Origin of the sequence: Bacillus sp. S2(2024) (genome assembly GCF_050474045.1) — a bacterium.
GTDB lineage: Bacteria > Bacillota > Bacilli > Bacillales > Bacillaceae_G > Bacillus_A > Bacillus_A yunxiaonensis.
Genome location: NZ_JBFLUS010000003.1, coordinates 2,001,868 through 2,022,196, shown reverse-complemented (window position 1 = coordinate 2,022,196; position 20,329 = coordinate 2,001,868). Strand labels below are relative to the sequence as shown.

Annotated in this window: 19 protein-coding genes and 2 pseudogenes; 16 read left to right on the top strand and 5 right to left on the bottom strand. The window is 34.2% G+C overall.

What is annotated here, in order from left to right; all coding sequences use genetic code 11:
• Nucleotides 1–127: 127 nt before the first annotated feature.
• A complete protein-coding gene (locus tag AB1284_RS10075) occupies nucleotides 128–349 on the bottom strand; it encodes a hypothetical protein (RefSeq protein ID WP_429749711.1) in 222 nt (73 codons plus the stop codon).
• A gap of 439 nt (nucleotides 350–788) precedes the next feature.
• On the opposite strand from AB1284_RS10075, the gene AB1284_RS10070 reads away from it, so the two are divergent.
• Nucleotides 789–2,258, top strand: coding sequence for a S8 family serine peptidase (locus AB1284_RS10070; RefSeq protein ID WP_429749713.1), 1,470 nt, complete (start codon nucleotides 789–791; stop codon nucleotides 2,256–2,258).
• Nucleotides 2,259–2,427: 169 nt separating this feature from the next.
• Here AB1284_RS10070 and AB1284_RS10065 read toward each other — a convergent pair whose 3' ends face one another.
• Nucleotides 2,428–2,751: a hypothetical protein gene (locus AB1284_RS10065; protein WP_429754302.1), complete on the bottom strand. Its 324-nt coding sequence runs from the start codon at nucleotides 2,749–2,751 to the stop codon at nucleotides 2,428–2,430.
• A gap of 5 nt (nucleotides 2,752–2,756) precedes the next feature.
• Nucleotides 2,757–2,909 carry a hypothetical protein gene (locus AB1284_RS10060; protein ID WP_336480686.1) on the bottom strand — a complete coding sequence of 51 codons (153 nt, stop codon included), beginning with the start codon at nucleotides 2,907–2,909 and terminating at the stop codon, nucleotides 2,757–2,759.
• A 196-nt stretch (nucleotides 2,910–3,105) separates the two neighbouring features.
• Between AB1284_RS10060 and AB1284_RS10055 the strand changes: the two genes are divergently transcribed.
• The 7 genes from AB1284_RS10055 (at nucleotide 3,106) to AB1284_RS10025 (ending at nucleotide 9,125) form a co-directional block, all read left to right on the top strand.
• On the top strand, nucleotides 3,106–3,231 hold the full coding sequence (locus tag AB1284_RS10055; RefSeq protein ID WP_429749715.1) for a hypothetical protein: 126 nt from the start codon (nucleotides 3,106–3,108) through the stop codon (nucleotides 3,229–3,231).
• Nucleotides 3,232–3,529: 298 nt separating this feature from the next.
• A complete protein-coding gene (gene speD / locus AB1284_RS10050) occupies nucleotides 3,530–4,366 on the top strand; it encodes an adenosylmethionine decarboxylase (RefSeq protein WP_429749717.1) in 837 nt (278 codons plus the stop codon).
• Nucleotides 4,367–4,566: 200 nt separating this feature from the next.
• Complete coding sequence (locus AB1284_RS10045) at nucleotides 4,567–5,571, top strand: serine hydrolase domain-containing protein (protein ID WP_429749718.1); 1,005 nt, start codon at nucleotides 4,567–4,569, stop codon at nucleotides 5,569–5,571.
• Between the two features lie 279 nt (nucleotides 5,572–5,850).
• A complete protein-coding gene (locus AB1284_RS10040) occupies nucleotides 5,851–6,114 on the top strand; it encodes a transcriptional regulator SplA domain-containing protein (RefSeq protein ID WP_253629593.1) in 264 nt (87 codons plus the stop codon).
• On the top strand, nucleotides 6,111–7,139 hold the full coding sequence (gene splB, locus AB1284_RS10035) for a spore photoproduct lyase (protein WP_429749720.1): 1,029 nt from the start codon (nucleotides 6,111–6,113) through the stop codon (nucleotides 7,137–7,139). The genes AB1284_RS10040 and splB overlap by 4 nt, the downstream gene beginning before the upstream one ends.
• Nucleotides 7,140–7,624: 485 nt before the next feature.
• Nucleotides 7,625–8,842 (top strand): NAD(P)/FAD-dependent oxidoreductase, encoded by a 1,218-nt coding sequence (locus AB1284_RS10030; protein WP_429749722.1) that lies wholly within the window; start codon nucleotides 7,625–7,627, stop codon nucleotides 8,840–8,842.
• A 109-nt stretch (nucleotides 8,843–8,951) separates the two neighbouring features.
• Nucleotides 8,952–9,125: a hypothetical protein gene (locus AB1284_RS10025; RefSeq protein ID WP_001025956.1), complete on the top strand. Its 174-nt coding sequence runs from the start codon at nucleotides 8,952–8,954 to the stop codon at nucleotides 9,123–9,125.
• Nucleotides 9,126–9,449: 324 nt separating this feature from the next.
• Here AB1284_RS10025 and AB1284_RS10020 read toward each other — a convergent pair whose 3' ends face one another.
• Nucleotides 9,450–10,067, bottom strand: a complete 618-nt coding sequence (locus tag AB1284_RS10020; protein WP_429749724.1) for a TetR/AcrR family transcriptional regulator — start codon at nucleotides 10,065–10,067, stop codon at nucleotides 9,450–9,452.
• 124 nt (nucleotides 10,068–10,191) lie between these two features.
• On the opposite strand from AB1284_RS10020, the gene AB1284_RS10015 reads away from it, so the two are divergent.
• Nucleotides 10,192–12,420 (top strand): MMPL family transporter, encoded by a 2,229-nt coding sequence (locus tag AB1284_RS10015; protein WP_429749726.1) that lies wholly within the window; start codon nucleotides 10,192–10,194, stop codon nucleotides 12,418–12,420.
• Between the two features lie 106 nt (nucleotides 12,421–12,526).
• Here AB1284_RS10015 and AB1284_RS10010 read toward each other — a convergent pair whose 3' ends face one another.
• Nucleotides 12,527–12,691: a DUF4021 family protein gene (locus tag AB1284_RS10010; RefSeq protein ID WP_429749728.1), complete on the bottom strand. Its 165-nt coding sequence runs from the start codon at nucleotides 12,689–12,691 to the stop codon at nucleotides 12,527–12,529.
• Nucleotides 12,692–13,155: 464 nt separating this feature from the next.
• On the opposite strand from AB1284_RS10010, the gene AB1284_RS10005 reads away from it, so the two are divergent.
• The 7 genes and pseudogenes from AB1284_RS10005 (at nucleotide 13,156) to AB1284_RS09975 (ending at nucleotide 20,292) form a co-directional block, all read left to right on the top strand.
• Nucleotides 13,156–14,358, top strand: coding sequence for an L-lactate MFS transporter (locus AB1284_RS10005; protein WP_429749730.1), 1,203 nt, complete (start codon nucleotides 13,156–13,158; stop codon nucleotides 14,356–14,358).
• Nucleotides 14,359–14,884: 526 nt separating this feature from the next.
• Nucleotides 14,885–16,012: pseudogene (locus tag AB1284_RS10000) on the top strand (S8 family peptidase); the annotation flags it as partial.
• A gap of 42 nt (nucleotides 16,013–16,054) precedes the next feature.
• A pseudogene (locus AB1284_RS09995) lies at nucleotides 16,055–16,594 on the top strand (S-layer homology domain-containing protein); the annotation flags it as partial.
• 97 nt (nucleotides 16,595–16,691) lie between these two features.
• Nucleotides 16,692–17,516, top strand: coding sequence for a DUF2785 domain-containing protein (locus tag AB1284_RS09990; protein WP_429749732.1), 825 nt, complete (start codon nucleotides 16,692–16,694; stop codon nucleotides 17,514–17,516).
• A gap of 461 nt (nucleotides 17,517–17,977) precedes the next feature.
• Nucleotides 17,978–18,484: an FMN-binding protein gene (locus AB1284_RS09985; RefSeq protein WP_429749734.1), complete on the top strand. Its 507-nt coding sequence runs from the start codon at nucleotides 17,978–17,980 to the stop codon at nucleotides 18,482–18,484.
• The gene (locus tag AB1284_RS09980; RefSeq protein WP_429749736.1) at nucleotides 18,477–19,406 is read left to right on the top strand and encodes an FAD:protein FMN transferase; all 930 of its coding nucleotides are present in this window, start codon (nucleotides 18,477–18,479) and stop codon (nucleotides 19,404–19,406) included. The genes AB1284_RS09985 and AB1284_RS09980 overlap by 8 nt, the downstream gene beginning before the upstream one ends.
• Nucleotides 19,393–20,292, top strand: coding sequence for an RnfABCDGE type electron transport complex subunit D (locus tag AB1284_RS09975; RefSeq protein WP_429749738.1), 900 nt, complete (start codon nucleotides 19,393–19,395; stop codon nucleotides 20,290–20,292). The genes AB1284_RS09980 and AB1284_RS09975 overlap by 14 nt, the downstream gene beginning before the upstream one ends.
• Nucleotides 20,293–20,329: the final 37 nt, after the last annotated feature.

Here is a 20,329-nt window from a genome sequence, read left to right as displayed (position 1 = left end):
AAAAACGAGTGAAAATCTAATAAATAATTGTATCATGTTTGATGATTAGGCAGCTTAATTGAAAATTACACGTGATGTGGCAGTCCTCAAATAATCATATTAGGTGACTGCTTTTCTCGTACTACTTCTAATTAGATGGAGGAAGAGAAAGAAAGACTAATGAACCAATGAGCTCAACTGAAATACTAAAATCATCCTCAATTGTAATTTCTACACATGCAACTAACGGTAATGTAATGATGATTACGTTACCATCAATTGAAACCCCTGGTGAACATGTATCGTAGTCACTAATAGCAAGCTCTATGTCTGTATCTGGAGCAATTAAAATTTCTAAACATATATTCATGCATTGCTCGAATGAATAAGCTATTGTAAACCTCTCCTTTCCAAATAACCCATACTTCATATGTAGATAGACACATAAAGTAGCGTTTATAAAAACAAGAATGAATAAAAAAGCGCTAAATATCATGCTCTTTGAAGGAAATTCTCTTACCATTCTATTTAAAGATATATCCCCTTGATTGGACAGGTTATCTATTTATAAAAAATAATGTACGTAGTAAGAAAAAGCGTAAAAAAACACTATATAGGCCACTTTCTTTAAAATGAGGAACAACAACAATTCCTCCTAGCTGGTTTGTTGTTCAGAAGTTACTTAGTTCGTAAGGATAGGGACAGGCAAAAAAATCATCTTTACATAGGTAATGTATTGGAGGTTTTATCATCTCTCATGTGGAATAGAATCTTATCCATACATTACTAATTTTTTAGGGGGAATTGTAATGAATTTTAAGTTAGCCTCTGTAACACTAGCTACAGCTTTAGCATTCGGCGCTCTAGCAGGAAACAATGTGTCAGCACAAACAAAAACAACAACCAGCTCAGCTCAAACGGAAAAGAATTACTTGATTGCCTTTAAGAAAGATTTACCAAGCAATTATGAATCTATTATTTCGAATGCAGGTGGACAAGTTCTCCGCGCCATTCCTGCCATCAGTGCTTTAGAAGTAAAATCAAGCAACGATTCTTTTTTGGATAATTTGAAAGGAGTTTCTTCTATCCAAGCTGCGAATAAAGAAATTGTTCATACTTTAGATAAAGAAGAAATAAGTCCAGTAGCAGCGGATGGGCAGCCAGTAACTGATATCCCGCAGCCGGAAAATATAGACAGCTATTGGAAATATCAATGGGACATAAAAAATATAACAAATGATGGTGCATCCTATAAGATTAATGGAGGAACAGGAAAAGGAGCAACAGTCGGTGTAATTGACAGCGGTATTGATGCAAGTCATCCTGATTTAATAAAAAACTATAGTGGCGGTCAGAATTTTGTACCAGCTGGCGTGGACGAAACTGAAATAGGTAATTCTGCTGATGTGAAGGATCGCGGGGGACACGGAACTCACGTAGCAGGGTCAATTGCTGCAAATGGTAAGTTAAAAGGGGTTGGACCAGATCTTAAAATTCGTTCGTATCGTGTTTTTCCTGAATCGGGAAGTGCGCCAACAGCTTGGATTGTAGATGCTATTGTTGCGGCTGCAGATGATAAAGTAGACGTTATTAATATGTCTATTGGCGGATTTGATAGCTTGAAATACTATACAAATGGACAAAAAAATAGCGATATTGCTGATGTTCTTCTTTGGAAGCGTGCAATTGAGTATGCTGTACAAAAAAATGTAACAGTCGTGGCTGCAGCTGGAAACGAATCATTGAATATGAATGATAAGAAAATGCTAACAGATTACTTGAATAAGGAATACGGCTCAGCTAACCTTATCTTTAAAGGGCCATCTGTTGAAACTCCTGGTCAAATTCCAGGTGTAGTCACTGTATCTTCTTCTAATCAATGGTCAACTGATAAAATTGCATTCTACTCTAATTATGGTAACAGCTTTATTGATGTAGCGGCACCAGGCGGTGATAACGGCCCTACATACGCTAAGACGGGAGATTTAAACCAGCGTGACTTCCATTATCGTGCATTAAGTACATGGCCAACATATTTGGCTCCATATTTCACTTCAAACCTTCATAGCTACGCTTTACTTCATGGGACATCAATGGCTTCGCCAAAAGTAGCGGGAATTGCAGGGGTTATTAAAGCAGCTCATCCAACATATTCTCCTGCACAAGTAGCAAACTTAATTAAACAAACAGCAAAAGATTACGGTAAACCAGGACAAGATGCTTTATTTGGAGCTGGTGAGGCAAATATTTATAACGCGTTATTAAATATAAAAAAATAACAAAGAATCTTGAGAGTTTTTAGGATTTTCATAAACCCGCATGTAATGTTACTCTTTTAAAAATTACGTTTATTATATGTTAAAAGTCCAGTTGTAATCTTAATCAGGTTGCAACTGGACTTTTTATGTCGGAATGAGCTTATTCATGTAACCAACGTAAATCCACATTTTATGAATTACTATACCTCATCCATCCACTCTCAGATCGTTCCGCTTTATACTTACCGTAAGACAGAAGCTTCATCGCTGAACGGTTGGCCGCGTGAAAAACTAAATTCAGCTTCCAATCCTCTTCCATTTCACTAGGATAAACCGTGGATTCATAAACATAATAAGCTGCCATGATGCAGGGGATTACTTGTTCTGACTCAAATTCATAAGTAGTTGCATCATCGACAATTAAATCAATGAGACATTGGTTTCCATTTTGAACTTTTTTCTGGAGTAACTTCTTTACCGGACCTGGTACTAATTCTAATATCTCATCCCTCATGGTAGTCATTTTTTTGGTCTTTCAGCACGCAGTACAGCATCATTTGTTGGAGTGTTAGGTACATAATTCCCATGACTGTCGATGCTGTGTGCTTCCTTATCGTATTGTCCATTGGCAGTACGTTTCTTTGTTGTGAACGGGTCTTGATTGTGTCCCATGATTGTCACCTCCAATAAGAATAGTATGTACTAACAAGTATGTATTTTGCCTAAAAGAAAGTTCACAAAAAGTGGAAACAAGAGTTGTGAATCTCATCAATTCATAGTGTATTTACATTGAAAGAAACGATTTAACCCGTATCAAATTGTTCCTTTCGTACAAAATAGGTACAAACTTAAAAAAGGAGGATTATTTATGACGAACCGAAATGATAACAGAGAACGTAAAAACAAATATCCTAATAATTTAAAAAACGAAACTGAATTCTCCAAAGATGTAAATATTAGAAGCGAAGTAACGAAAAAAGATTTAAATAAATAATGTTTTAAACCATTAGATAGTGAAAAGGCTTGGATTCAATTAGATCCAAGCTTTTTCATATAACAAAAATCCAGTCATACTTCTTAAAAAGAATGAATTTCATTTACCGTATTTTGGTAAAAATAAAAACAATTAAAGACATAAAGAAAAGAATGCACAAACCATGAAGACATAAGTAAGAATGTTTACAAGTGATTCAAAATAAACAAAATATGCATTAAAAAATTATAGGATGGAACTATATTTCATGAAAGATGTATACATCATTATTGAATATAAAAAAAGGGGGAGTTTCACCATGAAACTAACACCAGAGCAGCGTATTCAATTGCATGGATTTAATAATCTTACAAAATCATTAAGTTTTAATATGTATGATATTTGCTACACAAAAACAAGAGAAGAACGAGAAGCTTACATAGAATACATAGATGAACAATATAACGCAGATAGATTAACAAAAATTTTAAAAAACGTATCTGACATTATAGGTGCACACGTATTAAATGTAGCCAAACAAGACTATGTTCCACAAGGAGCTAGTGTAACAATTTTAGTTTCAGAAGGCCCAATTGTAGAAGTTCCAACTGAGTCATTTAACGAATCACCTGGTCCTCTTCCTGGATCGGTCGTCATGCAGCTAGATAAGAGCCATATCACAGTTCATACGTATCCCGAATATCATCCTGATGAAGGAATCAGTACTTTTAGAGCAGATATTGATGTGTCTACATGCGGAGAAATCTCGCCTCTTAAAGCATTAAATTATTTAATTCATTCATTTGATACGGATATTATGACAATTGATTATCGAGTTCGTGGATTTACAAGAGATATAACAGGTAACAAGTTATTTATTGACCACGAAATAAACTCCATCCAAAATTACATCCCAGAGAATGTGAAAAATTCATATGACATGATTGATGTTAACGTATATCAAGAACATATTTTTCATACGAAATGCAAACTAAAAGAATTTGACCTAAACAACTATTTGTTTGGATATACACAGGAAACATTATCTATAAACGAACAAGAGGAAATTACAAAGAAATTAAAATTGGAAATGGATGAAATATTTTATGGGAAAAATATGAATCATGGCTCAATTGAAGAAGGTTCAAACGAATAATATTAAAAGAAAAATTTCTTTTAGAAACTTCAATTACTAAAGAAAAACTAAAGAAAATCAAACAAATAATACGTACGCAAAAAATCAGGAAACAATCTCCTGTTTTTTTGCTGTTTAAGTATACCATCTAAAGAAAGGTGTTTTTCATTTTTTGTCGAAATTGAAATTTGGTATATATCCAATAATGAAAGGGATAAAAAATGAAAAAATACGAGCAATTAATTTTATGGGTAGAACATATAAAAGAACGAAACCATAGCTCCGCAGCAGCACTTTTTATTATGAAAGACAATAAAGTTGTATTGGAGCATTATAGCGGAACTCATTCTAATACAAAAAATAGTCCTCCTATTACAGCAACTTCACAATTTAATGTTGCTTCTGCAAGAAAAAGTTATTTAGGGCTCGCGATTGCCTATGCACTTTATGAGGGGAAAATTAGAAGTCTAGACGATTATGCTGTAGATTACTTTGAAGAATATGATAAAACTTTACTTGGTAAAACAACTTTAAGACATTTAGTCACACATTCTCACGGTTTACATATAAGTGAGAACGGAATCGTGTATCGAGAGTTTGAACCAGGAGAAGAATGGGCTTATAGAGGCGTTAACATCGAAATGATGACACATCTAATTTATAAATTATATAATAAAAGTTTTCCAAAATTGCTGAGCGAACGAGTTTTTATACCTGCAGAGTTTAAAGAAACAGCCTGGCAAACAGAAGATCATGAAGATTTAATAAAAGTAGTCATAAATCCAAATGAAGAAGCTGTATGTAAGATAGGGCTATCAGATGATGGGACAGAAACGAATCTTTTTGTCTCCGCTAGAGAATTTGCTTATTGGGGAAACCTTCACCTAAATAAAGGGTATATGAATGGAAAACAAATCGTACCGAAAGAAGTCATTGAATTGGCAACACAAATACAAAGTCCTCATTATAACAATAAAGATTTACCGCAGAACGGATTATTTTGGTATGTTCAACGTACACCAGCATTGCAAAGTGAAATAGGCGAAAGAGTTCCAGAAGGATCTTATCAAATATTAGGTGTGACAGGGCCGACAATTTTAGTAATTTCTGAATATAATGTCGTTGTCGCAAAGATGTATAACAAAAGATATAACTACGGAGGAGATAATTACCTTTACTACTTACGAGAATTCAGCAATATAGTTGCCGATACATTTGCTCACTAAATTTTCATACAAACTGTTACTATAGGGAGCACCATATCAAAAAAAAGAAAATTGTACGTTTAGACACAATTTGGACGCATTTTAACCAGTCCCCTGTACGTTAAGGAACCGATTTATCAATTTAATACTTTTTTATATGTTTTTTGTCTCGTAATGGCCTTAATTTAATTAACTCCATTTAATTTTTCCATAATAAAGATGACATAATTTTAAACCCTAAAGGGAAAATTTTATTAATGAAAAGCTTTATGCGGTAAATTTTATAAAAAAGGTGATCGAATGGAATTGTCTAACGAAAGCAAAACTTATCATGCTGGAGATATTGTCTATGTTTTTTATCGCAATCCCCACACTCAGGATGTAGCAAATGTACAAGCTGCAGCTGTTGTAAATAACCCTAATACTCCTAATGAATTAGCATTGTTTCTTTATGAAACTTATTATCCACTTTCACATGAAATGGCTGTTTATTCTACAGAAGAAGAGGCGAACCAAGCTTACAACTACTATTATGGGGATGCTTCAGAAGGGATGCTAGAATGAATAATCCATTCATGCCTAAACTTGTATACTTTGAACCCAAAGCACTGGATTATCCATTAGGGAGAGAGCTTCATGAAAAATTTACAAAGACGGATGTTGAAATTCGGCATACTACTTCTCATAATCAAGTGAGAGATCTCCCAGGAGAAAACGATTTTCAAAAGTATCGGGTAGCAAAATCTACTCTTGTCGTGGGCGTTAGAAAAACACTAAAATTTGATACCTCAAAGCCTTCAGCAGAGTATGCTATTCCATTTGCAACAGGCTGTATGGGCCATTGTCATTATTGCTATTTACAAACAACAATGGGAAGTAAGCCATATATCCGTACCTATGTAAATATCGACGAAATTCTAGAAGCTGCTGACAAATATATAGAGGCACGTGCACCTGAACTGACAAGGTTTGAAGCCTCCTGTACATCCGATATTGTGGGAATTGATCATTTGACTCATACCCTCAAACGTGCAATTGAGCATTTTGGAGAATCCGAGCATGGAAAATTGAGGTTTGTTACAAAATTTCATCATGTAGATCATTTACTTGATGCAAAGCATAATGGAAAAACAAGATTTCGGTTTAGTGTAAACGCTGATTATGTTATTAAAAATTTTGAGCCAGGAACTTCTCCACTAGCTAAAAGGATTGAGGCAGCTGGAAAAGTAGCAAGAGCAGGATATCCCCTCGGATTCATTGTTGCTCCTATTTATCTTCATGAAGGTTGGAAAGATGGATACTATCAGATGTTTGAGCGTCTTGATGCTGAATTACCCCCTGATGCACGTGATGATATCACGTTTGAATTTATTCAACATCGTTTTACAAAGCCTGCTAAGAGAGTGATTGAAAAAAATTATCCAATGACAAAATTGGAATTAGATGAAGAGAAAAGAAGATATAAATGGGGAAAATACGGAATTGGAAAATACATTTATCAAAAAGAAGAAGAAGAAGATATAAAGAATTATCTTTATTCTTATATGGAGAAATTCTTTCCCAATGCAAAATTAGAATATTTCACATAGAAGAATACCAAATCTGTTACAACAATATATAGGTGTTAGAAATAAACACCAGTTTATAACACCACATTAAATGTATCTCCATTTAACTCCGTTGATTACTTACAAGAGGTTAAAGCAATTTTTTATAAAAAGGGTGATCTCCAAAAGTTAGTGAAACTAACTTTTGGGACAATCCCTTTTTTATAAATTTACAAATAACGTTAATGTCTCTATTTCAAACTAAGAGAAACTGCATCTATAATGCTGTCCTTTTTGTTGAAGTATATAAAAGTGATGATGTTTTTGTATGGGTTTTCAGATTAAAGATGAAATTCATTTGTTTGTTAAAAAATTTATGTCAGATATACCTAGTTAGTTATATTAGTACGAAATAACCTTTAATAAAATTATAAACCGAATTTTTAAAGAGAGTATATATTTGAATTAGTTTGGAAATAAAAATGAGGATGTAATTATTTTATATAGGATGGTGTAATAAATAAGTAATGAATTTACAGACAGGAAAATTATATTGGAACACAACTTTTCCCAATCCACCTTCTTATCCTTGTTTGGAAAAAGACATAATTTGTGATGTTTTAATAATAGGTGCTGGCAGTTCAGGGGCTCAATCAGCATACTATTTATGTGATTCGGATTTAAGTGTGGTTGTAGTTGATAAACGAAAGGTTGGACATGGCAGTAACCTAACCAATACAGCGCTCATACAATATTTGGGTGATAAAATGTTTTTTGAACTTGTTAATACATTTGGGGAAGAGTATACAGTAAAACATATGAAATTATGTGAAGAAGCAATTAATGATATTGAATTTGCAAATCAAAAATTACCTTTTCATTCTGATTTTATGCGACGTGATAGTTTATATTTTGCAAGCTATGAAGAGGATATTAGGAAATTAGAAAAAGAGCTTTATTACTTACAAAAACATGGTTTTAAAGCAGATTGGCTATCAGAAGAACAAATTGGACAGAAATATCCATTTAAAAAACGTGCTGCCCTTTATACATATGAAGATGGTGAAATAAATCCCTATAAATTTACACATGGTTTATTAAAGCAAGCTTCTAATCAAGGAGTACAGATTTATGAAGATACTGAGATTGTTGGGAAAAAATTAGAAAAAGACTTCGCTACTTTTTATACCAAAAGTGGTAATTCCGTTACTGCCAAGAAAGTAATCGTAGCTGCAGGTTATGAAGGATTAGAATTTAAAAAAGAAAAGAATGCTACGCTAATTAGCTCGTATGCAATTGTCACTACCCCTGTTGAAGATTTTTCATCTTGGCATAAACGCACTCTCATATGGGAAACCGCTAGACCATATATATACATGCGAACTACAGCAGATAATCGAATTATTATAGGTGGTCTAGATGAAGATACAAACATCGCTGAAGAGAGAGATTCAAAATTAATCCATAATAAAGAAAAGCTATTACATGAATTCAATAAGCTCTTTCCTAATATTACAGTTAAACCTGAATTTTATTTAAGTGCCTTTTATGGTGGTACCCATGATGGTTTACCTATAATTGGAATGTATGAAGAGTTTCCTAATTGTTATTTTATCTATGCGTATGGTGATAATGGGTTAGTTTATAGTATGGCACTTTCTAAAATTATCCGAGATGTAATTATAAAAGGCTCTAGTCCTAATTTAAATTTATACTTGCAGTCTAGACCGAAATTAAATAAATAGTAGCTCCACATATTTTCCACAAAGCAGGAAAATACTAATTATGATTTAATACTTTAATTTCAAAGTATTAAATCATAATTACTAACTGCGATACTGGGAGGACGTTACTATGAATATTCGTGAAGGATTAATTCCAACTACACTAGGTACAGCAGTTACAGCTGCGGGTTATGCTCTTAAGCAAACTCGTGGGTCTAATAAGATGATTGCAAATACAGTATTTGGATTTGGTTTAGCTCACGTTGTTTTAGGTGTAATTGATCTTGTGGAACATCGTCGTTAGAAGATAGGGCAAGCACCTTTTGATGCTTGCCTTTTTAATATCGAAAGTGTTTATTCATTTTTAATTTTGTTTATTTTATTAAGGTAATCCAAAAATCAGCTACATATGTATACGAAAAGGATTTTGTTATCCAGATTAAAGGAATGGGCTCGTTCCTTTCAAAAGTTACCGACTGCCAAAGAAATATTAAAAGAGCCCAATATGCCGACTTTGTCCACTTTTTATGAAGCGTTAGTCAATTTGAAGGGAGTCCAAAATGTAAGGCACTCTTTTTAAAATATATAAAAGAGTATTGTAGAAAAAATAATTAAGAAGCAATGATAATTACTTACTTAATCCGTTCCAATAAAAATCAACAATTTGTTGTGCTAAATCTTCTATATCAGGGATAAGGGGCTTTTGATCAACATCTTTGTAGTCTCCAACGTATAGCAAAGCAACAAAGGCATGAGCACTTAATAGCGTATGCCTTTTAGGGATCTCCCCTCCTTGTATGGCTTTATCTATGGTTTGGGCCAATACTTCATACATTTTATCTTCTGCTTCTTGCATTTGTTTTAAGTGCTTATCCGACAGAGAAATCTTTGCATCCCTCATAAAGCTTTTTATATCAATGTCCATTGTAGCGGTTAAATGGATTTTTGCAACATCAAGTAAGCGCTCTTTAAGAGGCTTATTTGTTGAAAGAATCGTATACATATTTTCTCTAATTCGAACCATCATTTGAACCATTGCATCAGTAAAAAGATCGGCCTTAGTAGCATAATAATAGTAAACGGTTGCCTTTGTCACATCACATTCTTTAGCAACATCATCCATAGAAACAATTTGATATCCTTTATTTAAAAATAAATTTGTAGCAATGTTTACAATTTTATCTTTTGTAGATATAGTATTTTTATTTTGACGTGGTCTTCCCAAGGGACGCTGTTTGTATTCCAATTCTATTCGCTCCTGACTTTTCAAAGTTAAAAATATTATAGCATATTAATATAATAGTTCTTGATTAATTAACTAACCAGTATATATAATTAATGAAAAGATTTAGTTAGAAAGGGGGATATTTATGAAAAAACATCCTCTATATACTTGGGGACAATTGGTTGGGGGACCAAAAGCAAGGTGGATTACTCTTTTGGTATGGGTCTTATTAACCTTGGTTTTATCATTTACATGGCCAGCAGTTAATACAGTTGAAGATGAGACGGCTCCAAACCTTCCTGAAAACGCTATGTCACAACAAGCTAATCGTTTAATTAAACAGGAGTTTCCTAATGATGCTGGAAACCCCGCGCTTATCGTTTGGCATAGAGACAAGGGTTTAGAAGCGAATGACTTTAAGGCAATTCAAGATACTTACAAACAGCTTAAAAACACACCATTAAAAGGTCAATCAATGTTACCGCCATTTGATACAATACCACAGCAAACATTAGCAAAGAGTGTTTCAGAAGATGGTACGTCTCTAGTAACCCCTGTATTTTTTAACACAACAGCAGGGACAGATATTCTTCAAGAGAATATGAATGAATTGCAGCGTGTTATAAAGGATACTTTGGCAGATGATCCTTTTAAAAGAAAAATTTCTGATTCTGGTCTGCATGTTCGTCTCTCAGGGCCAGTTGGTATTCAGACTGATGCAGTAAGCTTATTCAGTCAGGCTGATATAAAATTACTTGTTGCAACAGTGCTACTTGTTTTAGTTTTACTTATTCTTCTGTATCGCTCACCACTTTTAGGAATCTTACCTTTAATTGTAGTTGGGTTTGCTTATGGGGTAATTAGTCCAACTTTAGGATTTTTAGCAGATAAAGGATGGATTACTGCTGATGCACAAGGAATTTCAATTATGACTGTACTTTTATTTGGAGCCGGTACTGATTATTGTTTATTTCTTATTTCAAGATATAGAGAGTTTTTATTAGTAGAACAAAATAAATTTAAAGCTCTGCAACTTGCTATCAAAGAATCGGGTGGGGCAATTATCATGAGTGCTCTTACAGTAGTAGTTGGATTAGGTACCCTTTTACTTGCTCATATTGGTTCTTTCTATAGATTTGCAGTACCATTTAGTGTTGCTGTGTTCCTAATGGGGGTTGCCTCATTGACGCTTTTACCCGCATTACTAGCTATTTTTGGGAGAGTAGCATTTTTCCCATTCATTCCAAGAACAATAGAAATGAACGAAGAATATGCTAAGAAAAAAAAGAAAATAATTAAGTTAAAGGAATCGAAAGGGTTCTTAAGTAAAAAACTTGGAGATCTTGTTATTCGTAAACCATGGACAATTATCTTGTTAACACTATTCTTATTAGTTGGGTTGGCTTCATTTGTTCCACGTGTCCAATATACGTATGATTTATTAGAATCATTTCCAAAAGATATGCCTTCACGTGAAGGATTTGATTTAATCTCTGATCATTTTTCACCTGGTGAGTTAGCACCCGTACAAATTGTTGTTGATACAAAAGGAAAAGATGTATCTGTCAAAGAAGAATTAACAAAACTTTCTTTTGTAGATCAAGTAACAGAACCAGTGCAAGGAAAACGGAATAATCAATTACAAATGTTTGAAGTTTCAATAAAAGATAATCCGTATTCTATTGAGGGGATGAATAAAATCCCCGAGTTAAGAAAAAGTTTAGAACAGGTAATGAAAAGTGCTGAAATAAGTGATGCTAATAATTACATATGGATTGGAGGAGAAACGGCTACATTATACGATACGAAACAAACAACTGAACGTGATCAAAATGTGATTATTCCTGTTATGATTGGTATTATTGCATTATTATTACTTGTTTATTTACGTTCTGTTGTGGCGATGATCTACTTAATTGTAACAGTGGTATTATCATTCTTCTCTGCATTAGGAGCAGGGTGGTTACTACTTCACTATGGTATGGATGCTCCTGCAATACAAGGGGCGATTCCTCTATATGCATTTGTGTTCTTGGTAGCATTAGGAGAGGACTATAACATATTTATGGTTTCTGAAATATGGAAAAACAAAAGAAGTCAGCCACACCTTGAAGCAGTCAAAAACGGGGTGGTTCAAACAGGTAGTGTTATTACGTCTGCTGGTTTAATCTTAGCAGGAACGTTTGCGGTTTTAGCTACACTTCCAATCCAAGTACTTGTTCAATTTGGCATTGTTACAGCAATAGGCGTACTACTAGATACATTCATTGTAAGACCACTTCTTGTCCCTGCCATTACAGTGGTTCTAGGACGATTCGCATTTTGGCCGGGTAAACTTTGGAAGAAAAAAGAGAGAACAAAAGTAGATGCTTGAGAATATTATAAAATTAAAAAACCAAGGAAAATTAATTTTCCTTGGTTTTTTATTAGAAATAAAATATGTATACAAAATAAAAGTAGTATCTAAATACTAATTATTTTCAAATTTTCGTTTTGAAGTGCTCTTTGTCTTCTATATCAGTTTCAGGCATTCCGTACAATCCATTCATGGCTTGTTCTACTGGTTGAAGTCCAGTTATTGTAGTCTCAGACTTTAAGTTTTTTGAGTTGTTACTCTTTTCTTTTTTAGAATGTGGAAAATTCATTTTTATACCTCCAAACACTAAATTTTTTAAAAATAAAAAGCGTATGAAAGAGTTTGGCAGATAAACAAATGTATTATCTGTCAATTGAATGAACAATTATTTGAGCTATTAATGTAATAGCATATACATAGTATGTTATCTTTTCTAGAAAATATGTAAGATGATATAGCAAGATTTTAATTTAGATGTGTATTTATGCCTCACCCTATAAGTAAAAGTATCTATATTAGAAGGTACCTTGTCTAGTGCAATAAAATCGTATATATCTAAACATCAAAAAGACACTTATCAATGAAGTGTCTTTTTGATGCGAAAGAACAATAAAGTCATTTTTATATGAAAGATAATACTCTGTATTAATTTTTATTTCAATATCCGTATCTCGTGTAGCATTGTGGTTATAATAAACATCGTTAGACAATCATTGAAAAGAATGGAAGTAAAAAAAGAGAGGGAAGGATGATATGAAACATTCATCTGTTAATCCATGGCTTGTCGTCCTTGGTACAATCATTATACAAATGGGCCTTGGAACGATATATACATGGAGCTTATTCAATCAGCCTTTAGTGAGTAAATTCGGCTGGAATCTTCACGCTGTTGCGATAACCTTCTCAATCACTAGCTTTTCTTTATCATTTTCAACTTTGTTTGCGAGTAAATTACAAGAGAAATGTGGACTTCGCAAACTCATTATGATAGCTGGATTAGCCCTAGGAATTGGCTTAATGCTTAGCTCACAGGTTTCCTCATTACCAATGCTTTATTTACTAGCTGGTGTTGTTGTGGGTTACGCAGATGGTACAGCCTATATCACTTCACTTTCTAATTTAATAAAGTGGTTTCCAGAGCGTAAAGGTTTAATTGCTGGTATTTCTGTCTCCGCATATGGAACGGGTAGCCTAATTTTTAAATACATTAATGCAAAGTTAATTGATTCAGTTGGCGTATCACAAGCGTTTTTATATTGGGGCTTAATTGTCGCGGTTATGGTAGTGATATGCGCGTGTTTTATACATCAAGCCGCAGAGCAGGATACAGTTCATAAAACAATGACTCATGACTATACAACAAGGGAAATGCTGCACACAAAAGAAGTTTATCTGTTATTTATCATGCTATTTACATCATGTATGAGTGGTTTATATTTAATAGGCATGGTAAAGGATATTGGTGTTCAACTCGTAGGACTTAGCGCGGCAACGGCAGCTAATGCTGTCGCTATGGTTGCAATCTTTAATACGGTTGGTCGAATTATATTGGGGCCGTTGTCAGATAAAATCGGCCGTTTAAAAATTGTCTCGGCAACTTTTGTTATTATAGCTATGTCTGTTTTTGTGCTCAGTTTTCTGAACTTAAATTATGGTATCTATTTCGCCTGTGTAGCAAGCGTTGCTTTTTGCTTTGGTGGAAATATCACCATTTTCCCAGCCATTGTTGGTGATTTCTTTGGTCTAAAAAATCATAGTAAAAACTACGGAATCGTGTATCAAGGTTTTGGTTTTGGAGCACTCGCAGGTTCCTTTATTGGAGCAATTCTAGGTGGATTTAAGCCAACTTTTATGGTAATTGGCGCACTGTGTATTGTGTCATTTATTATCTCTATTTTGATTCGACCACCTAATCAGCAAAATGAAAAACAAACGATTGATCGCAGAGTAGCGTGAGCATGTTTATTTTTTATTTCATTCCAAAGAAGCTCATTTAAAGTTTAAAGACAAAAGAAGATGGATTTGCTTTTCATTAGAAAAGCAAATCCATCTTCTTTATTCGTATTTATAAATATACATGATTTTTAAATTTGATTAATGTGAGTTCACATACTCTCTAGATTTTAATATTTTACACCCTTTTTCCTACATAAAAATCTTAGCTAAGACCTGGTCCGCATTGATATACGCAAAAATAAACTTCTGAATTTTCATCATTATACTCAAAAAATGCGTATCCCTCAGAATTTACATCAGCTAATTCATTGATAATGGCATCTACACATTTTATTTTAATTATCTTTTAAGTCTTCAAATAGGGATAGGGCCGAATCAGTTTCATTTTGACCTTAAATTTTTAAAGTTTCTTGCACCTTTCGTCCTAATCTATATATTAAAATCTATTGAAATATATTATTATTTTTATAGATTGACATTTATAACACCTACAATATTATAATAATCGTTGAAAGAGGAAGGTTCTATGAAACAGAAAAAAATTTATAGCAAAGTATTTGTTCCTGTACTATCTCTATCACTGCTTTCAAATCTGTTTATCTCTACAATAGCTCAAGCAAATGAGTCAACAGAAACGAAGCAAGAAGTAGTCGTAGTATATAAAAACAACACTGGAAAGGAAAGAGTATTAGAAGATAGCATAAAAGTTGATCATGAATTCAAGACAGTTCCTGCAGTGTCTGCCACATTAACAACAAATAATATTCACGAACTAAAAAATGATCCCAATATTGCTTACGTTGAACCTAATGTGACATTTACAATTACGGGAAAAGAAGATGTTAAAGCAATGGTAAAAACAGCAGACTCTATTCCTTTTGAAGAGAGCCTTTGGAACTTCCAAACAGTAGATCCAAATGCGATATCATTTAAACAAGGAATTACTGGAAAGGGAGTAAAGGTTGCAGTAATAGATACTGGGATTTATCCTCATCCTGATTTATCTATTGAAGGAGGTACTTCAACTGTTGATTACACACCTTCTTATACAGATGATAATGGACATGGTACACATGTTGCGGGGATTATAGGAGCTAAACATAATGGCGTGGGAATTGTTGGAATTGCTCCTGACGTCCGTCTTTTTGCTGTAAAATCTTTAGACGGAACTGGGCGGGGGAATTTGGATGATGTATTAAAAGGAATTGATTGGTCAATTACAAATCATATGGATATTATTAATCTAAGTTTAGCAACTACATTTAACTCGCAAGCGTTGCATGACATGGTAGACAAAGCGAATAAAGAAGGTATTCTTTTAGTTGCTGCTGCAGGAAATGATGGCGAGGCAGTGAATTATCCTGCAAAGTTTGATAGTGTTATTGCAGTGTCTGCCATAGATGAAAACAAAAATATTGCTTCTTTTTCTTCACGTGGGCCAGAAGTAGAGTTTACCGCTCCTGGGAACAATATAATAAGTACATATTTAGATGGATACTACGGTAAATTTAATGGTACATCACAAGCATCACCACATGTTGCGGCGATGCTCGCTTTACTAAAAGAAAAAAACCCTAATATGTCCAACTATGAGCTTCGAACAGAGCTTCAAAAATATGTTGAAGACTTAGGGGTAAAAGGCAGGGATCCATTATACGGATACGGATTAGTCAATTTCTCAGCATTCCAAGACTCAAAGACGAATTCTCAAATATTTTCTGATGTACCAACTACTCACTGGGCTTATCCAGCAATTATGGATCTAGTAAACAAAAAAATTGTATCTGGTTATGGTAATGGCAGGTTTGGTATGGGTGATCCAGTTACACGTGAACAAGTAGCGGCTCTTATTTATCGTGCATTAGAAATATCTCCAAAGGGAGAGTACCCTAATCCATACTATGATTTAAATAAAAATTCTACAATGTTTCTAAATGAAGTTTTAGCTCTCACAGAGATGAAGGTTTTCAATGGGGATGAACAAGGGAATTTTAGACCAAAAGATTCCTTAACTCGTGAGGAAATGGCGCAAGTACTTACTAACGCATTCAAATTAAAAAATAAAGGTCAGCAAAATTTTAACGATGTAAATCCTAATTCTTGGGCAAATGAAGCGATTAGCGCATTACAGTCAAATGGCATTTCAGCTGGTACAGGTGAGGGTAAGTTCGAACCGAAAATGATTGTAACACGTGAACAGTTCGCACAATTTTTATACAAGGCTATGAATTTATAACTAGACGATGGTGCAAACATTTCAGCCCTTTAAGAAAAATATAAAGTAATGTTTAAAAAACAACATATAAACACTGTATGAAAGGACAAAAAATATTATGATGGAACAATACGAATTGAAACAAGAGCTACAACATATTAAAAATAACAATTACGCCGTCCCAGATGATGTGGACGCATATCCATATGCACAATGGATTCTTGACTATATTGGTTCACCTGATGCCGAACTGCGTGATGAACTAATTTACAGTACGCTAGAACGCTGGATAACAAGTGGGGTATTTAGACAAAAAGAACTACGCGGACTACTGCTGCAAGCTCTGAGTCCTGATTATTTGTTTTACCAAATCGATGAAAAGGGAACAGACTCTGTTTTTAAGCGCGCTTTCTCTATTTTAATCCCGCCACTTATTTTATCCGTTCATGAAAAAGAACCGCTCTTGTCTGAAGAACAGCTGTACAGCGTTGCAGAACAAGTTCTTGAGTACGCTTATCTTGAACAGGATGTAAGAGGGTATGTAGAAGGAAAAGGTTGGGCGCATTCCACAGCGCATGTTGCAGATGCCCTAAGCGCTTTAGCCCGTACTATACGGAATCGCGAGTTCGGTCATGCAATACTTGCTGCTGTTCGTCATAAGGTTCGTTTACACGATTACTTGTATATAAACTCTGAGGATGAGAGATTAGTGACCGCAGTAATGTCTTTACGAAACCAAAATATCTTGTCCCAAGAAGAATGGAAAAATTGGCTTGACAGCTTTACGATCATTGAAGAAGCTTCAGCTCCTCATAATGATATCTTAGTGCAAAATATTAAATCATTCTTAAGAAGCTTGTATTTCCGAACTTTAGAGCATGAGGAAAATTCTGCGTTTACAATTTCTATACTGGAGACTTTAAGAGAATTGAAGAGATTTTAAGTATATATGGACTTTTGAAGGTATTGTTTCTCAATATGAATTTACAGAAACGTAATTAGAGAAAATGAAATAAGCGATTTAGAATCCTTATGATTAATAAATAATGAAGAATCACACCGGAGTAAAAGTTTAACTTGATAGATAACTCAATTCTTCAGATTTTACCAAGAAGGATAATTTAAAAAATAACAGCCTTTTCTCAATATTTAGTTGGGAAAAGGCTGTTATTTTTTAGCAAAGTATGTAATAGAAACATAACAGCCTTTCGTTTAGAATTTTGAACTTGTATATAGATACCGTACATACAGTAAAAGAGGAAACAAGAGAGGCAAATTATAATTTGAGAATCGAAGCGATATTTTTACTAATAAATAGGTTTTTAATACTTTTTTAAAAATAGCCTTGTAAAATGCAAAATAGATATTCAAATATTTTTTACAATGATGCAGGAGGTCATGAATATGGCTAAAATGGGAAACAAAATGATTACACTATGCACAGTTGCTGTAGGAATGATTTATACAGCAGGATATATTACTACGGAATCTCCAAAAACAGAAGTTGAACAAGCTTCGCAAAATATAACGGAATCTACACAGCAACCTAAGGCACCTTCTAGCACTTCCGATATAACAACTAAAAGGGTTAAAAGTACTTATAAAGATGGGACATATTATGGTCAGGGTGCAAATCACATTGGTTCAGTAGCTGTAGCAGTTACAATTCAAAAAGATAAAATTAAATCTGTACAAATTACAGATTGCACCACTTCTTATTCTCAATCTTACATTGACGACTTACCTCAACAAGTCGTGGACCGACAAAGCGCAGATGTAGATGTAGTTTCCGGCGCAACAAGAAGTACGGAAGATTTTCAAGAAGCAGTTCAGAGTGCTCTATTACAGGCAAAGCAGGCCAATGTATCTTATAAAACACAAAATACAGGAAGTGTGACAGGAAATGCATAATCGAATAAGAAAAACATATGAACAATCCGCCCTTTACACGGGAACAATTATCCATATCAAAGTAGTCACATCACACACAGAAAAATATATAAAAGAAAAAGTGGAAAAGGCATTTCAAGCATTTTACGCTGTAGAAAAAGTATGCAGCCGTTTCAATCATCAGAGTGAACTTCGACGTCTATGCACTCAAAGTGGTGAAGCAATTCAAGTCAGTCATATTCTTTTTGAGGCTGTTCGCTATGCTTGGCAAGTAGCTGATTTAACGCAAGGAACATTCGATCTAACATTAGGGCATACACTTCAGGAGTACGGATTTAACCGTCACTATTTAACAGGTGAAGAACTTGTTTCATCTACGGTAGCTCCTGCAAATTATCAAGATGTGATTCTAGATGAAGAAAACCGGACTATTTTGCTGAAAAAACCTCTGTTGTTAGATTTAGGTGCTGTTGCAAAAGGCTTGGCAGTTGACTTAGCTGTTCAAGAACTACGCGATTTTGAAGGCTTTGTCATCGATGCCGGCGGAGATCTTTTTGCTAGTGGTACGAATGAAATGGGAGAACCATGGGTCATTGGTATTCAGCATCCTTTCCAAAAGAAAAAAACAATTTGTAAAGTTCAGCTAACTGATCAGGCGGTTTGTACTTCTGGCAGCTATGAGCGAAAGAGTCCTGTTCATATGAATGAGCATCATCTCATACATCCATACTTAGGAACGTCTCTGTCCGATATCGTAAGCTGTACTGTAATTGCGCCCTTTACAATGATGGCAGATGCTTTTTCAACATCAGCTTTTCTATTAGGTAAAAAAGAGGGAGCCGCACTGTTGCAAAACGTTGATCTCGAAGGTATATGGATTACATCCTCTTTAAACATAAATATGACACACGGAGTGGAGGGATATTTGTATGAGCGTGGATAAAAAAGAAAATACAATGAGCGGAGCGAGACAAAAATATGCGATTGCAGACGAAACAAGAGAAAGCCGGAAACGAAAGCGAAGCCATAAAGCCTTTATGACTCCTAAAAGACTCGTCTTAGTTATGCTACTTTTATTAATGTTAATAGCCCAGGTAAATATGACCAATTATACTGGTCTTGTTCATGCAGGAATTTCGGCTGCAACTGCAATGTTCATAGATACCTTCATCGCTATGCTAAAAAAACGAAAGCTTACATTTCCAGATGGGGCTGCTATAACAGGCTTAATTGTTGCACTCGTATTAAGTCCAATGGTTTCCTCGTATATTTCAGCATTAACGGCAGCGATTGCAATTGCATCGAAACATCTATTTACAGTTAAGAAAAAACCTATATTTAATCCTGCTGCCTTCGGATTACTTGTTACAGCTGTTTTATTTTCAAGCGGACAAAGTTGGTGGGGAGGACTATCTATGCTTCCTACTTGGTGCATTATGTTTGTATGTATCACAGGATTTTTTGTAACACAGAAAGTAAATAAATTTCCACAAGTCTTTTCATTCTTAGGTGTTTATTTTCTTGCACTTTTGATTATAGGAATTATAGGAACTACAAATGTGGGGGATATGCTAAGAGTCCCATATATAAATTCAACCTTATTCTTAGCATTCTTTATGCTTACTGATCCACCGACTTCTCTAGGAAAGTATAAAGATCAAGTTATATTCGGGATTATTACAGCAATAGCAAGTATAGTTTCTTATATGATGTTTGGAGGGTTAATTTTTCTATTAGTAGGCATATTGATTGCAAATGGATGGAAAGCATTAAAAATTTCTAAAAATAAAAAAACATCACGTACATCATCAGCTTCACCAGCTATTTAAGAAAGAAATATATAGAAAATGGCTTACAATCTGATTA